The 16,667-nt window shown below is 64.3% G+C and carries 4 protein-coding genes; 3 read left to right on the top strand and 1 reads right to left on the bottom strand.

What is annotated here, in order from left to right; all coding sequences use genetic code 11:
• Positions 1 to 24: 24 nt before the first annotated feature.
• Entirely contained in the window at positions 25 to 11,304 is an 11,280-nt protein-coding gene (locus FXN65_RS20785) for a retention module-containing protein (protein ID WP_151135944.1), read from the bottom strand.
• Positions 11,305 to 11,642: 338 nt separating this feature from the next.
• On the opposite strand from FXN65_RS20785, the gene FXN65_RS20780 reads away from it, so the two are divergent.
• The 3 genes from FXN65_RS20780 (at position 11,643) to FXN65_RS20770 (ending at position 16,609) form a co-directional block, all read left to right on the top strand.
• Entirely contained in the window at positions 11,643 to 12,995 is a 1,353-nt protein-coding gene (locus FXN65_RS20780) for a TolC family outer membrane protein (protein WP_151135942.1), read from the top strand.
• A 109-nt stretch (positions 12,996 to 13,104) separates the two neighbouring features.
• Positions 13,105 to 15,261 (top strand): type I secretion system permease/ATPase, encoded by a 2,157-nt coding sequence (locus FXN65_RS20775; protein WP_151135940.1) that lies wholly within the window; start codon positions 13,105 to 13,107, stop codon positions 15,259 to 15,261.
• Entirely contained in the window at positions 15,251 to 16,609 is a 1,359-nt protein-coding gene (locus FXN65_RS20770) for an HlyD family type I secretion periplasmic adaptor subunit (protein ID WP_151135938.1), read from the top strand. The genes FXN65_RS20775 and FXN65_RS20770 overlap by 11 nt, the downstream gene beginning before the upstream one ends.
• Positions 16,610 to 16,667 lie beyond the last annotated feature (58 nt).

Genomic DNA, 16,667 nt, shown 5'->3' with positions numbered 1-16,667 from the left:
GGAGTGGTCGCGGACGGTGAAACATCAGTTCTGGTCGACCTTGATGGTCGGGTCGGCACCCGCGATCAGGGAGTTGATGGACTGTCCGCTGAGCTGGGCTGCCGCACCCTCCAGGGTGATGGACAGATCGGCGTGGCTGGCGGCGGTACCACCGGCATCGTTCAGATGGCCGTCCTTGCTTACCAGCAGGGTGGCGTTGCCGGTGCCGTTATCGACGATCAGCTTGAGGAAGTTGTCGATGGTGCTGCTGGTTTCCCCTTGCAGCAGGTCGCTCAAGTTGAGCTTGTCGCCCTCGCTCATCTTGAAGTCCTTCACCACATCCTGATCGGGGCTGCCCACGACGCCGGAGTCACCGGCTTTCCACACGAAGGTGTCGTTGCCGCTGCCACCCCATAGTGTGTCGCTGCCTTTGCCGCCGGTCAGGGTATCGGTACCGGTGCCGCCAAACAGGATGTCATTGCCGTTGCCGCCGATCAGCTGGTCATTGCCGCCCTGGCCATAGAGGATGTCGTTGCCGTCACCGCCCTGGAGCAGGTCGTTGCCGCCACGGGTATCGCCATCCACGTTGAAGGTCGCGTGGTTGTTCTTGATGTAGCTGTACAGCTCGTCCGAGGTAGCGACGTGGCCGTTCTTCAGCTCAAGGAAACTCTGCAGCGCCTTCATGCCCGACCCTGCCGGCAGGTCGGCCGGCTTGGCCGGGTTACCGTTGAGACCCCAGGGCAGGTTATCTGTGTTGATGACGTCACCGAAGATGATGTCGTCGCCGGCACCGCCACTGATGGTGTCGTGGCCCACGGCGACCGGATCGGTACTGCTGTGGCCACCATTGAGCGCACTGGTCAGGTCGCCGGCCTGCTGAACGATATCCACTTGGCCGGTGGGGCCGGTAACGGTGTTCTTGCTGGTGACGGCGATGTTGTCGATACGAACGATGGCGTCGGCGCTTCCCCAGAGCCAGTGGGTGCTGCCATCGTTCAGCGAGAATGCGAGCTTGTAGGTGCCGTCGTTCAGTACCTTGGATTCGACGGTCGCACTGGTGCCAGTGGTCCGGGTGCCCGAGTCCTCCACTGCCCAGGTCGTGCTGCCATTGGCTCCCGTGACTTTCTTCAAGAGAGTCCAGGTGAAGGTGTCGCCGCTGCTGAACTCGGTTCCCTGATAGCTGAAGGTCAGCTTGCCGGCATTGTTGGCGCTGACGTTGAACTCTGGGCTGGTGGTGGCGGTGGCGCCGTTGTTGTAGGCGTCGGTGATCTGCAACTGGTCGTCATAGCTGCGGCTTACGCTGCCGGGGCCGGTAGTGGTCCAGTTGCTGGGCCGGTTGATGCCGCCATTGCTGTTGAAGTTGGCAATGGTCGTACTCGTGGTACCGAAGTCCAGGGAGCTGGTGCCGGTCACGTTGGTGTCGTCGAAGAACTTCAGGTAGTTCTCGTTGACGCCCGGGCCGATTCCGATAGCGCGTACGGTGCTGATGTCGCTCAGGTCCCGGAAGGTGTTGATTGACTGAGTGAGTACGCTGTAGTCGTCACTGGCGCCACTATTGGTGGTGGTGGGGTCGCCGTCGGTGAGGAACAGCGTCAGGTTCTCGTAGCCGTTTTGCTGACCATTGAACCAGCTTGTGGCCTCCTCGAAGGCGTCCTGGTAGTTGGTGCTACCAGTGGCACTCAGGCCCTCGTTCTGGCTGCGGCCGATCGCGGCCAGCAGTTGCTCGATATTGCTATCGCTGAGATCGGTGATGGTGATCTTGGTAGTAGCAGAGCCAGCGAAGCCGATCAGGGTGATGTTGATATCCCCATCGTGGTTCTTCAGCTGGTTGGCCAGGTTCAGCAGGGCGTCCTTGACCAGCTTCATCCGGGAGTCAGCGTAGCTGACGCCGCTTTGTCCTTGCAGGCTGTAGGCCATGGAGCCAGAGGTATCGACGATCAGTGCTACGTTGTAGCTGGTCCCCGGCTGGGTAGTGGTCAGAGTGCCGCCGGTATCGCCAAGGATCACGTCGTCGCCACCGCCACCGATGATGTCGTTATCACCGTTCGGGTTGGTCGGGACTTCGACACGGCCGATGTTCAGCGTGAAGTCATGATTACCCGAGGTATTGACCCCGCCGTTGGCGGTGCCGCCGTTGTCCTGTATGGCGAACTGGAAGGTTGTCTGATTGCCGGAAGCGCCCGGCTGGTAGGTCAGCTTGCCCTGGGCGATATCGCTGGCGCTTACCGACGTGTTGGCGTTGATGGCCACGCCGTTGAGCAGCAGGGTACCGCTGCCCGGCAGTGCCTTGACGATCACGCTCTGCAGGCTGTGGGTCTGGCCGGTGGCAGCGTCGATGCTGTCGCTGAAGCTGAAATCCGACACCTTGAAGGTGTAGGTGCTGCCGGCATTGACGCTGGCGGCGCCGTTGGCCGAGGTCGGCGCATCGTTCACCGGGTTGACGGTGATGGTGCCCTGGGCCGGGGTGGCATCCTGCAGGCCTGCGTTGTCCACCGCGCTGTACTGGAAGTTGGTGTTGCCGTTCCAGTTGCTGTCCGGGCGGAAGTAGATGGTCGCGCCATTGCTCACGGCCGTGATCACGCTGGCCGCGGTAATGGCGATGGTGCCGGCGGCGTCGCTGTAGAAGGTGCCGTGCTGCGGCATCGAGGTGATCTTGAAGCTGGCGATCGTACCGTCGATGTCCGAGCCACTCAGGCTGATGGCGACCAGGCTGTCTTCATTGCCGGAGGCGCTGGCAGTGTTGGTTTCCGGCGCATCGTTGACCGGGGCAACGGTGATGGTGCCAGTGGCCGGGGTGCCGTCTTCCAGCCCCTGGTTATCCACCGAGGCGTACTGGAAGTTGGTGGTGCCATTCCAGTTGGCGTTCGGCACGAAGGTGACACTGGCGCCGTTGCCACTGGCCGGCACGCTGTCACCAATAGTCAGCGTCACGCCATTGAGTTGCAGGATGCCGTTGGCCGGCAGCGACTTGATCACGAAGCTGGCAATGGTGCCGTCCGCATCGGAACCGCTGAGGGCAACCGGGATACCGGCCGAGTCTTCATCACCCGAACCACTGGCCGCATGGGTGTCTGGCGCGTCGTTGACCGAGGCAACGGTGATGGTGCCGGTGGCCGGGGAACCGTCTTCCAGGCCCTGGTTATCCACTGCGGCGTAGTCGAAGCTGGTGCTGCCGTTCCAGTTGGCGTTCGGCACGAAGGTGACACTGGCGCCGTTGCCGCTGGCCGGCACCACGGAGCCGATGGCCAGGGCGACACCGTTCAGCAGCAGGGTACCGTTGGCCGGCAGCGACTTGATCACGAAGCTGGCGACGGTGCCGTCGAAGTCCGAGCCGCTGAGGCTGACCGGGATACCGGCGGAGTCTTCGTTGCCGGAACCGCTGGCCGCATTCGTGTCCGGCGCGTCGTTGACCGAGGCGACGGTGATGGTGCCGGTGGCTGGCGTGGCGTCTTCCAGGCCCTGGTTGTCCACTGCGGCGTAGTCGAAGCTGGTGCTGCCATTCCAGTTGGCGTTCGGCACGAAGGTGAGGCTGGCGCCGTTGCCACTGGCCGGCACGTTGTCGCCGATATTCAGCGCCACGCCGTTCAGCAGCAGGGTGCCGTTGGCCGGCAGCGACTTGATCACGAAGCTGGCGACGGTGCCGTCCGTATCGGAACCGCTGAGGCTGACCGGGATACCGGCGGAGTCTTCGTTGCCGGAACCGCTGGCCGCATTCGTGTCCGGCGCGTCGTTGACCGAGGCGACGGTGATGGTGCCGGTGGCCGGGGAACCGTCTTCCAGGCCATCGTTATCCACCGCGGCGTACTCGAAGCTGGTGCTGCCATTCCAGTTGGCGTTCGGCACGAAGGTGACACTGGCGCCGTTGCCACTGGCCGGCACGCTGTCACCAATAGTCAGCGTCACGCCATTGAGTTGCAGGATGCCGTTGGCCGGCAGCGACTTGATCACGAAGCTGGCGACGGTGCCGTCGAGGTCCGAGCCGCTGAGCGCAACTGGGATACCGGCCGAGTCTTCGTTGCCGGAACCGCTGGCCGCATGGGTTTCCGGCGCATCGTTGACCGAGGCGACGGTGATGGTGCCAGTGGCCGGGGTGCCGTCTTCCAGCCCCTGGTTATCCACTGCGGCGTAGTCGAAGCTGGTGCTGCCATTCCAGTTGGCGTTCGGCACGAAGGTGAGGCTGGCGCCGTTGCTGTTCGCTGGCACGACCGAGCCGATTGCAAGCGGCACGCCGTCGAACATCAGGGTGCCATCGGTGGGCAGAGTCTTGATCACGAAGCTGGCGACGGTGCCGTCGAAGTCCGAGCCGCTGAGGCTGACCGGGATACCGGCGGAATCTTCGTTGCCGGTGGCACTGGTGGTATTGGTTTCCGGCGCATCGTTGACTGAGTTGACGGTGATGGTGCCGGTGGCCGGGGTGCCGTCTTCAAGCCCCTGGTTATCCACTGCGGCGTAGTCGAAGCTGGTGCTGCCATTCCAGTTGGCGTTCGGCACGAAGGTGACACTGGCGCCGTTGCCACTGGCCGGCACGTTGTCGCCGATATTCAGCGCCACGCCGTTCAGCAGCAGGGTGCCGTTGGCCGGCAGCGACTTGATCACGAAGCTGGCGACGGTGCCGTCCGTATCGGAACCGCTGAGGCTGACCGGGATACCGGCGGAGTCTTCGTTGCCGGAACCGCTGGCCGCATTCGTGTCCGGCGCGTCGTTGACCGAGGCGACGGTGATGGTGCCGGTGGCTGGCGTGGCGTCTTCCAGGCCCTGGTTGTCCACTGCGGCGTAGTCGAAGCTGGTGCTGCCATTCCAGTTGGCGTTCGGCACGAAGGTGAGGCTGGCGCCGTTGCCACTGGCCGGCACGTTGTCGCCGATATTCAGCGCCACGCCGTTCAGCAGCAGGGTGCCGTTGGCCGGCAGCGACTTGATCACGAAGCTGGCGACGGTGCCGTCCGTATCGGAACCGCTGAGGCTGACCGGGATACCGGCGGAGTCTTCGTTGCCGGAACCGCTGGCCGCATTCGTGTCCGGCGCGTCGTTGACCGAGGCGACGGTGATGGTGCCGGTGGCCGGGGAACCGTCTTCCAGGCCATCGTTATCCACCGCGGCGTACTCGAAGCTGGTGCTGCCATTCCAGTTGGCGTTCGGCACGAAGGTGACACTGGCGCCGTTGCCACTGGCCGGCACGTTGTCGCCGATATTCAGCGCCACGCCGTTCAGCAGCAGGGTGCCGTTGGCCGGCAGCGACTTGATCACGAAGCTGGCGACGGTGCCGTCCGTATCGGAACCGCTGAGGCTGACCGGGATACCGGCGGAGTCTTCGTTGCCGGAACCGCTGGCCGCATTCGTGTCCGGCGCGTCGTTGACCGAGGCGACGGTGATGGTGCCGGTGGCCGGGGAACCGTCTTCCAGGCCATCGTTATCCACCGCGGCGTACTCGAAGCTGGTGCTGCCATTCCAGTTGGCGTTCGGCACGAAGGTGACACTGGCGCCGTTGCCACTGGCCGGCACGCTGTCACCAATAGTCAGCGTCACGCCATTGAGTTGCAGGATGCCGTTGGCCGGCAGCGACTTGATCACGAAGCTGGCGACGGTGCCATCGAGGTCCGAGCCGCTGAGGCTGACCGGAATGCCTTGCGCGTCTTCGTCACCCGAACCACTGGCCGCATGGGTGTCTGGCGCGTCGTTGACCGAGGCAACGGTGATGGTGCCAGTGGCGGGGCTAGCGTCTTCCAGCCCCTGGTTATCCACTGCGGCGTAGTCGAAGCTGGTGCTGCCATTCCAGTTGGCGTTCGGCACGAAGGTGACGCTGGCGCCGTTGCCGGTCGCCGGCACGCTGTCACCAATAGTCAGCGTCACGCCATTGAGTTGCAGGATGCCGTTGGCCGGCAGCGACTTGATCACGAAGCTGGCGACGGTGCCGTCGAGGTCCGAGCCGCTGAGCGCAACTGGGATACCGGCCGAGTCTTCGTTGCCGGAACCGCTGGCCGCATGGGTTTCCGGCGCATCGTTGACCGAGGCGACGGTGATGGTGCCAGTGGCCGGGGTGCCGTCTTCCAGCCCCTGGTTATCCACTGCGGCGTAGTCGAAGCTGGTGCTGCCATTCCAGTTGGCGTTCGGCACGAAGGTGAGGCTGGCGCCGTTGCCACTGGCCGGCACGTTGTCGCCGATATTCAGCGCCACGCCGTTCAGCAGCAGGGTGCCGTTGGCCGGCAGCGACTTGATCACGAAGCTGGCGACGGTGCCGTCCGTATCGGAACCGCTGAGGCTGACCGGGATACCGGCAGAGTCTTCGTTGCCGGAACCGCTGGCCGCATTCGTGTCCGGCGCGTCGTTGACCGAGGCGACGGTGATGGTGCCGGTGGCCGGGGAACCGTCTTCCAGGCCATCGTTATCCACCGCGGCGTACTCGAAGCTGGTGCTGCCATTCCAGTTGGCGTTCGGCACGAAGGTGACACTGGCGCCGTTGCCACTGGCCGGCACGTTGTCGCCGATATTCAGCGCCACGCCGTTCAGCAGCAGGGTGCCGTTGGCCGGCAGCGACTTGATCACGAAGCTGGCGACGGTGCCGTCCGTATCGGAACCGCTGAGGCTGACCGGGATACCGGCGGAGTCTTCGTTGCCGGAACCGCTGGCCGCATTCGTGTCCGGCGCGTCGTTGACCGAGGCGACGGTGATGGTGCCGGTGGCCGGGGAACCGTCTTCCAGGCCATCGTTATCCACCGCGGCGTACTCGAAGCTGGTGCTGCCATTCCAGTTGGCGTTCGGCACGAAGGTGACACTGGCGCCGTTGCCACTGGCCGGCACGCTGTCACCAATAGTCAGCGTCACGCCATTGAGTTGCAGGATGCCGTTGGCCGGCAGCGACTTGATCACGAAGCTGGCGACGGTGCCATCGAGGTCCGAGCCGCTGAGGCTGACCGGAATGCCTTGCGCGTCTTCGTCACCCGAACCACTGGCCGCATGGGTGTCTGGCGCGTCGTTGACCGAGGCAACGGTGATGGTGCCAGTGGCGGGGCTAGCGTCTTCCAGCCCCTGGTTATCCACTGCGGCGTAGTCGAAGCTGGTGCTGCCATTCCAGTTGGCGTTCGGCACGAAGGTGACGCTGGCGCCGTTGCCGGTCGCCGGCACGCTGTCACCAATAGTCAGCGTCACGCCATTGAGTTGCAGGATGCCGTTGGCCGGCAGCGACTTGATCACGAAGCTGGCGACGGTGCCGTCGAGGTCCGAGCCGCTGAGCGCAACTGGGATACCGGCCGAGTCTTCGTTGCCGGAACCGCTGGCCGCATGGGTTTCCGGCGCATCGTTGACCGAGGCGACGGTGATGGTGCCAGTGGCCGGGGTGCCGTCTTCCAGCCCCTGGTTATCCACTGCGGCGTAGTCGAAGCTGGTGCTGCCATTCCAGTTGGCGTTCGGCACGAAGGTGAGGCTGGCGCCGTTGCTGTTCGCTGGCACGACCGAGCCGATTGCAAGCGGCACGCCGTCGAACATCAGGGTGCCATCGGTGGGCAGAGTCTTGATCACGAAGCTGGCGACGGTGCCGTCGAAGTCCGAGCCGCTGAGCTCAACCGGAATACCTTCCGCGTCTTCATCACCCGAACCACTGGCCGCATTCGTTTCCGGCGCATCGTTTTCCGGAGTGACGGTGATATCCAGCGTGGAGCTGCTGCCAGTGTTGGTGACATAGGTCACCTGCGGCACTGAGCCGTTCCAGTTGGCATCCGGAGTAAAGGTGTAGTTGCCGTTGGCAACGATGCTCAGGGTGCCAACGCCGGCAATCACAGCGCTTGAACCGGCGGTGAAGGTGCCGGGCACACCACTGATGCTGAAGCTGGAAACGGTCAGGACGTTGTCCACATCGCTGTCGTTGCCCAGCACGTTGCCGGTGGCCGGGTTGTCCTCGGCCACGGTCTTGGTATCGGCGACCAGGACCGAAGCGTCGTTCACCGGGGCGACGTTGCCGAAGCTCAGCTCGGCGGTGTCGGTGGTGGTGCCGTCGCTGACGGTGTAGGTCGCGGTCGGTACCGGGCCGTTGTAGTTCAGCGCCGGGGTGAAGGTGAAGCTGCCGTTGCTGTTGATCACCAGGGTGCCGACGCCGGCGAGGGTCGCGGTCTGGCCGGCGGTGTAGGTGCTCCCGCCTACTTCGAATTGAGTGACGGTCAGGGTGTCGTTGTCGACATCGCTGTCATTGGTCAGCACGTTGCCGACCGCCGCGATGTCTTCGATCACCGGTACCGGGCCGTCGTTGGACGCGATCGGCGCATCGTTCTCAGGCGTGACGGTGATGTCCAGCGTGGCGCTGCTGCCGGTATTGGTGGTGTAGGTGACCTGGGGCACCGAGCCGTTCCAGTTGGCGGCCGGGGTGAAGGTGTAATCACCGTTGCTGCCAAGGGAGAAGGTACCCACGTTGGCGAGGGTGGCGGTCTGGCCGGCGGTGAAGCTTCCGGGTACGCCGTTGATGCTGAAGCTGGCAACGGTGAGGGTGTTATCCACATCGCTGTCGTTGCCCAGCACGTTACCGGTGGCCGGAGTGTCCTCGGCCACGGTCTTGGTATCGGGCGCCAGGACCGAGGCATCGTCCACCGGGGTGACGTTAATGGTGCCGGTGGCCGGACTGGCGTCTTCCAGGCCATCGTTATCCACCGTGGCGTACTGGAAGGTGGTGCTGCCATTCCAGTTGGCGTTGGGTACGAAGGTGAGGCTTGCGCCATTGCTGTTCGCTGGCACGACCGAGCCGATTGCAAGCGGCACGCCGTCGAACATCAGGGTGCCATCGGTGGGCAGAGTCTTGATCACGAAGTGATCAACGTTGCCGTCGATGTCCGAGCCGCTGAGCTCAACCGGAATGCCTTCCGCGTCTTCGTTACCTGAACCACTGGCCGCATTGCTCTCCGGCGCATCGTTCGCCGGGGTGACGGTGATATCCAGCGTGGCGCTGCTGCCGGTGTTGGTGACGTAAGTCACCTGGGGCACCGAGCCGTTCCAGTTTGCCTCCGGGGTGAAGGTGTAATCACCGTTGCTGCCAAGGGTAAGGGTGCCGACACCGGCGATGGTGGCGGTCTGGCCGGCGGAGAAGCTGCCAGTGACGCCAGCCACGCTGAAGCTGGCGACGCTCAGGGAGGTGTCCACATCGCTATCGTTGCCCAGCACGTTGCCGGTGGCCGGGTTGTCCTCGGTGACGGTCTTGGTATCGGCGACCAGGACCGAAGCGTCGTCCACCGGGGTGACGTTGCCGAAGCTCAGCTCGGCGGTGTCGGTGGTGGTGCCGTCGCTGACGGTGTAGGTCGTGGTCGGCACCGGGCCGTTGTAGTTCGGCGCCGGCGTGAAGGTGAAGCTGCCGTTGCTGTTGATCACCAAGGTGCCGATGCCGGCGAGGGTCGCGGTCTGGCCAGCCAGGTAATTGCTCCCGTCGACGCTGAAGCCGGTAACGGTTAGGGCATCGCCGTCGGCATCGCTGTCGTTGGTCAGGACGTTACCGGTGGCCGGGGTGTCTTCGGTCACCGGTAACGGGCCGTCATTGATGGCGACTGGCGCATCGTTGACCGGGTTGATGGCGCCGAAGCTCAGCTCGCCCGTATCGGTGGCGGTGCCGTCGGTGACGGTATAGGTGGCGGTGGGCACCGGACCGGTGTAGTTCGGCGCCGGGGTAAAGATGTAGGAGCCGTCGCTGTTGATCACCAGGGTGCCGACGCCTTCGAGAATGGCAGCCTTGCCGGCGATGTAGGTGGTCTCGCCCACGGTGAACTGGGTGACGGTCAGGGAATCGCCGTCGGTGTCGCTGTCGTTGGTCAGGACGTTGCCGGTGGCCGGACTGTCTTCGGTTACCTGGACCGGGCCATCGTTGGCGGCAACCGGGGCGTCATTCACCGGGGTGACGCTGATGTTCAGCACGGAGCTGCTGCCGGTGTTGGTGGTGTAGCTGACCTGGGGGACCGTACCGTTCCAGTTGGCATCCGGGATGAAGCTGTAGTCGCCATTAGTGGCAATGGTCAGGGTGCCGACGCCGGCAATGGTGGCAGTCTGGCCGGCGGTAAAGCTGCCCGTGACACCGGCAATGGTGAAGCTGGACACGCTGAGGCTGTTGTCGACGTCGGAGTCGTTGCTCAGCACGTTGCCGGTGGCCGGAGTGTCCTCGGCCACGGTGTTGCTGTCGGCGGTGAGGACGGACGCGTCATCCACCGGCGTTACATCCGCAAAGGTCAACGCACCGGTGTCGGTGGCCGTGCCATCGGTCACGGTGTAGGTGGCGGTGGGCACTGGACCGGTGTAGTTCGGCGCCGGGGTAAAGGTGTAGGAGCCGTCGCTGTTGATCACCAGGGTGCCGACGCCGCCGAGGGTGGCGGTCTGGCCAGCGGTGTAGGTGCTGCCGCCCACGGTGAACTGGGTGACGGTCAGGGCATCGCCGTCGGTGTCGCTGTCGTTGGTCAGGACGTTGCCGGTGGCCGGGCTGTCTTCGGTTACCTGGACCGGGCCATCGTTGGCGGCAACCGGGGCGTCGTTCACCGGATTCACACCAATGGTGACGGTGATGGTGTCGCTGCCGCCCTTACCGTCACCGACGATGACCGTGAAGCTGTCATTGCCGTTGTAGTTCGGATTGGGCGTGTAGGTATAGGAGCCGTCCGGGTTGATCACCACGGTGCCGTTTCGCGGAGCGTCGCCCGGGGTGTAGGAGAGCGGGTCGCCATCGGGGTCGGTAGCGCCCAGCTGTCCCTGGACCGGGATGTCTTCGTCGGTGGTGATGCTGGTGTCCTGGCCTTGCGGGGAACTGTTGGGGATATCCGGTACCGGTACGGTGTCATCCGGCAGGCCGGTGTCGGCGGGCAGGGTGGCCTCCGTATCCGGCGTCGCGTCTTCCTCCACCAGCGCTTCAGTGGCCAGGGGAGCATTGCTGGTGGCGAAACCGATGGTCGGATCGACCTGGCCCGCTGTGGCATCCAGCATCACAAAACTGTGCCCACCACCGGCGGCACCACCGCCTGCGCCACCGGCGCTCGGGCCGGCCGCAGTGGCTTCGAGTGCCTGGGTCGGGTCGACGCCGGCCTCGATCGCCTTCTGCAGTTGCGCGACGTCGTCGGCGGGCGTCGGGGCGGCCGGCTGGGAAGTCTGGGTTTCGGCGCTGGCCACGACCTGGGATTCGCTCCACTGACTGTCGCGGCCGAGGTCGACCGTGCTGCCATCGGCGAGTTCGAGAGTCACCATCCCCTCAAGGCCGGTCTGCAACTGGTCGCCTTTAAAGAGTCTGTCGCCCTCGACTAGGAGCCGCTGGAACCCTTCCGGAGACATCGCGAAGACCTGACCAACAATGCTTTTGACGACCGCAATAACACTGCTCATGGGGTGACTCTCCTGAAGATGGCTCTCAGCTGGCTTGTCGTCGCTGGGGTCGAATTTCGATGACCAAGCGCAGGACTGACATTCCCTTTCTATAGTTAATACATGGCGTAAAGGCGGCGCCAATTAATTGGCTTATTACAATTGGCTATTGAGAATATGCCAAAGTATTGACCAATTGACTCCCATCCTAAACAATCGATTTCATGCTGTCACTTTGATATTTGCGTCGCCGTCCAGCGCTTTGAAATGCGATCTCGTTCACGAGCCGCAGTGCTCACGGAAAGCAAGCCCCGGTGCAGTTTCCGGACCTCCAATTCAACGAAAAGGATGCCAAGAATATGCGTCTGAGATTCTCCGCCGTTCTCCCTTTCGCCCTGGCTGCGAGCCTTCCCACGCAGGCCCAGAGCCTGTCTGAAGCCATGCAGCACGCCATGGATGTTCACCCGGAAATCCAGGCGGGGGTTAACAGCCGTCTGTCGGCCGACAAACAGTTGAGGGCGGCCAAGGGCGGTTACCTGCCGTCCGTCGACCTGCTGGGCGGTTATGGTCGTGAGGGCACCGACAACACCACCACTCGTGCCAACGGCGACGACCACTGGAAAACCATGACCCGTGGCGAGTCCAGCCTGCGTCTGCAACAGATGGTGTTCGACGGCTTCGCCACCCAGAACGAGGTGGGTCGCCAGCAGGCCACCGTGAACTCCCGCGCCTACTCGTTGCTCGGTACTTCCGAGCGCACTGCGCTGGATGTGGCCCAGGTCTATATCGACGTGCTGCGTCGCCAGGAGATGGTGCGTCTTGCCGAAACCAACCTGCGCAGCCACGAACGCATCTTCGACCAGATCAGCCTGCGCAGTGAGCGCGGGGTAGGGCGCCTGGCCGACCAGGACCAGGCCGAAGCGCGTCTGGCCCAGGCCCGCAACAACCTGATCACCGAGCAGACCAACCTGCGCGACGCCCGCACCAACTTCTACAGCGTGGTGGGCATGGACCCGGTGGACCTGAGCGAGCCGGCCGGCCTGCGTGGACAACTGCCCGAATCCCTCGAGGCTGCCCGCGGCACCCTGCTGGCCAACAGCCCGGTCCTGCGTTCGGCCGAGTCCGACGTGGCGGCTGCCGAGAAGCAGTACGACGCGGCGAAGTCCTTCTTCTATCCGCGCTTCGACGCCGAATTGTCCCGTGGAGCGGACAATGACCTGGACGGCGAAGACGGCCACGTGAACGATTGGCAGGCAATGTTGCGCATGCGTTACAACCTGTTCGCCGGCGGCAGCCACAAGGCCGACCTGGAGTCCAAGGCCTACCAGATCAACGAAGCGCTGGACATTCGCAACAACGCCCTGCGTGTACTGAACGAAGAGCTCGGCCTGTCCTGGAACGCCCTGGACAACGCCCGCGAGCAAATTCCGATCGCCCAGCAATACGTCGACTACAGCACCCGCGTACGCGAGTCGTACCAGCAGCAATTCAGCATCGGCGAACGTACGCTGCTCGACCTGCTGGACAGCGAGAACGAGCTCTTCACTGCCTCGCGTCGCCTGGTGGACCTGCGCTACACCGAGTTGTTTACTCAGTACCGCATCAAAGCGACCATAGGCGAGTTGCTGAAGAGCCAGGGAGTGGTGGCGCCGATGGCTACGGTCGTACAGACCGAGCTCAAGCCCGAGGCAACCCTTCCCGGCCTGAACTAGGTACCTGATTCGGATCCACGCGGCGCAGGAGGGCGTCCCCTCCCTCCTGCGCCGTCGGGGTCCGGCCTAGGCCCTGCCTTCCGTAGAACCCAGAGCAGAGAATCCAGGCGTGGATCCAGAAGTCAGCCGTTTACATGTCAATACCGATCCACGCGGGCAGCACGACGACCCCTTGCTCGATTCTCTGTTGTCCTTGTGCGTCCTGCACCACAAGCCTGCCAACCGCGCCATGCTCACCAGCGGCCTGCCGCTGCCCAAGCAGCGCCTGACCGCCGATCTGCTGCCCCGCGCCGCTGCCCGCGCGGGCCTGCAGGGCCGCCTGATGCAGCGGCGCCTGGAGCAGATTCCGAAGATCGCCATGCCGGCGCTGCTGCTGCTCAAGGAAGGCCGCTGCGCGGTGATGCTCGGCTGGGGCGACGACGGCAAGGCGCGCCTGCTGCTCAGCGAGAGCGACGGTGGTGAGGTAAAGGTCACCCGCGAGCTGCTGCAGGAGGATTACAGCGGCCAGGTGTTCTTCGCCCAGCCGCAGCACAAGTACGATCTGAACACCGGCAGCCTGATCCCGCGCACCGAGTCCTGGTTCCGCGACACGCTGAAGCGCTCCCGCTGGCTCTATACCGATGCGGTGGCCGCCAGCCTGCTGATCAACCTGATCGGCCTCGGCGCCCCCCTGTTCGTGATGAACGTGTACGACCGCGTGGTGCCCAACCAGGCGGTGGCCACCCTCTGGGTGCTGGCCGTCGGCATCTCCGGGGCCTACATCTTCGATCTGTTGCTCAAGACCGTGCGCGGCCTGTGCCTGGATCTCGCGGGCAAGAAGACCGACCTGATCATCTCCGCGACCCTGTTCGAGCGCATCGTCGGCATGGCGATGAAGTACCGCCCGATGCGGGTCGGCAGCTTTGCCCAGAACATCCACGAGTTCCAGACGCTACGGGACTTCCTCGCCTCCCTGACCCTCACCAGCGTCATCGACCTGCCGTTCACCCTGTTGATCCTGCTAGTGATCGGGTTGCTCGGCGGGCACCTGGTCTGGGTGCCGGTCCTGGCGTTCCCGCTGGCCATGGGGATCAGCTGGCTGTTGCAGAAACCGCTGGTGGCGACCATGGACCGCACCATGGCGCTGGCGGCGGAACGCCAGTCGAGCCTGATCGAGACCCTCGGGGGCCTCGACGCGGTGAAGGTCAACAATGCCGAGAGCGACCGCCAGTACCTCTGGGAGCAGACCATCGGCACCCTGGGCCGCCTCGAACTGCGGGTGAAGATGCTCTCCAGCCTGGCGATGAACCTGACCCTGATGATCCAGCAGCTGGCGGGCGTGGTGATGATCGTCGCCGGCGTCTACCTGATCATGGCTGGCGATCTCAGCATGGGCGGCCTGATCGCCTGCTACATGCTCAATGGCCGTGCCCTTGGCCCGCTGACCCAGCTTTCCGGCCTGCTCACCCGCTATCAGCAGGCGCGCCTGACCATGAAGTCCGTCGACCACATGATGGACCTGCCGCAGGAGCGTCAGGAGGGCGAGCAGCCCCTGGTCCGCACCAAGCTGCAGGGCAGCCTCGAACTGCGCCAGATCAACTTCACCTACCCGCACCAGCAGACCCCGGCCCTGAGCGAGGTGAACCTGATCGTTCGTCCGGGCGAGAAGATCGGCATCATCGGCCGCAGCGGCTCCGGCAAGAGCTCGCTGGCCAAGCTGATCGTCGGGCTCTACCAGGCCGATTCCGGCAGCCTGCTGGTGGATGGCACCGACATTCGCCAGCTCGACGTCAGCGAACTGCGCCACAACGTCGGCTACGTGCCCCAGGACATCCAGCTGTTCAGCGGCACCCTGCGCGACAACCTCATGTCCGGTGCCCGCTACGTGGAGGATGAACTGGTGCTGCAGGCGGCCGAGCTGTCCGGTGTGCACGAGTTCGCCCGGTTGCACCCCCAGGGCTATGAACTGCAGGTGGGCGAGCGGGGCCAGAACCTCTCCGGCGGACAGCGGCAGAATGTCGCCCTGGCGCGCGCTTTGTTGCTCGATCCGCCGATCCTGCTGCTCGACGAACCCACCAGCTCCATGGACAACCCCGGCGAGGAGCGCCTCAAGGAACGTCTCACCGGGATGATCGGCAACAAGACCCTGCTGCTGGTCACCCACCGTGCCTCGATGCTTTCGCTGGTGGACCGCCTGCTGATCGTCGACCGTGGCCGGATCATTGCCGACGGTCCGAAGGAAGCGGTCATGGAAGCGCTGAAGAAGGGGCAGATCAGTGTCGCATAAGGGCCTGGGCGCGCTGCGCCAGTACTTCAAGGGCGGCGATTCGCTGTCCGACCAGCCGCTGCCGGAGGTCAACAAGGCCCTGGTGGAAGACGCGCCCCGCGTGGTGCGCCTGACCATCTGGACCCTCATCGGCTTCACCCTGTTCATGTTGCTCTGGGCCAACTTCGCCCAGGTGGACGAGGTCACGCGCGGCGAAGGCAAGGCGATTCCCTCATCCAAGCTGCAGAAGGTGCAGAACCTGGAAGGCGGCATCATCTCCGAGCTGTTCGTCCACGAGGGCCAGGTGGTGGAAGTCGGTGATCCGCTGCTGCGCCTGGACCCGACCCGCTTCGAGTCCAACGTCGGTGAAACCGAGGCGGACCGCACCGCCATGCAGTTGCAGGTCGAACGCCTGAGCGCCGAGGTGGATGACCGACCGCTGCAGATCTCCGACGAGCTGCGCAAGCTCGCGCCGGAGCAGGCCAATAGCGAAGAGGCGCTTTATCGCAGCCGCCAGCAGCAATTGCAGGAAGAGGTGGCGGGCCTGGAAGAACAGCTGGTGCAGCGCCGCCAGGAACTGCAGGAATTCATCTCCAAGCAGGGCCAGTACCGCAATAGCCTGCAGCTGCTGCGTCAGGAGATTTCCATCTCCGAACCGCTGGTGGCCCAGGGGGCGATTTCCAAGGTAGAAGTCCTGCGCCTGCGCCGTGCCGAGGTGGAGAACCGTGGCGAACTGGAAGCCACCAGCCTGGCCATTCCCCGTGCCGAATCGGCGATCAAGGAAGCCGAGCGCAAGATCGCCGAAACCCGTTCGCGCTTCCGCAGCGAGGCGTTGGCCCAGCTCAACGAGGCGCGCACCGAACTGAACAAGGCCAATGCCACCGGCAAGGCCCTGGAAGACCGCGTCAAGCGCACCCTGGTCACCTCGCCGGTGCGGGGCATCGTCAAGCAGCTGTTGGTCAACACCATCGGCGGCGTGATCCAGCCAGGCAGCGACCTGGTGGAGATCGTGCCGCTGGACGACACCTTGCTCGTGGAAGCGCGCATCCGCCCGCAGGACATCGCCTTCCTGCACCCCGGGCAGAGCGCCATGGTCAAGTTCACCGCCTACGACTACACCATTTACGGCGGGCTGAGTGCCGACCTGGAACAGATCGGCGCGGACACCATCACGGATGAAGAAGGCAACAGCTTTTACCTGATCAAGCTGCGCACCAAGAAGAGCCACCTGGGGACGGAGCAGAATCCGCTGCTGATTATCCCCGGCATGGTCGCCTCGGTGGACATCATGACCGGCAAGAAGAGCATCCTGAGCTACCTGCTCAAGCCCATCATCAAGGCTCGCGCCGAGGCACTGCGCGAGCGCTGATCCTGTTCGCGGTACGGCGGCCGGGCCGGGCGCCGTGCGGGAGCGATTTCAATCGCGA

Origin of the sequence: Pseudomonas lalkuanensis, from assembly GCF_008807375.1 — a bacterium.
GTDB lineage: Bacteria > Pseudomonadota > Gammaproteobacteria > Pseudomonadales > Pseudomonadaceae > Metapseudomonas > Metapseudomonas lalkuanensis.
Note: the sequence above shows the minus strand (reverse complement) of the source record. Positions and strands in the feature narration are given on the sequence as shown.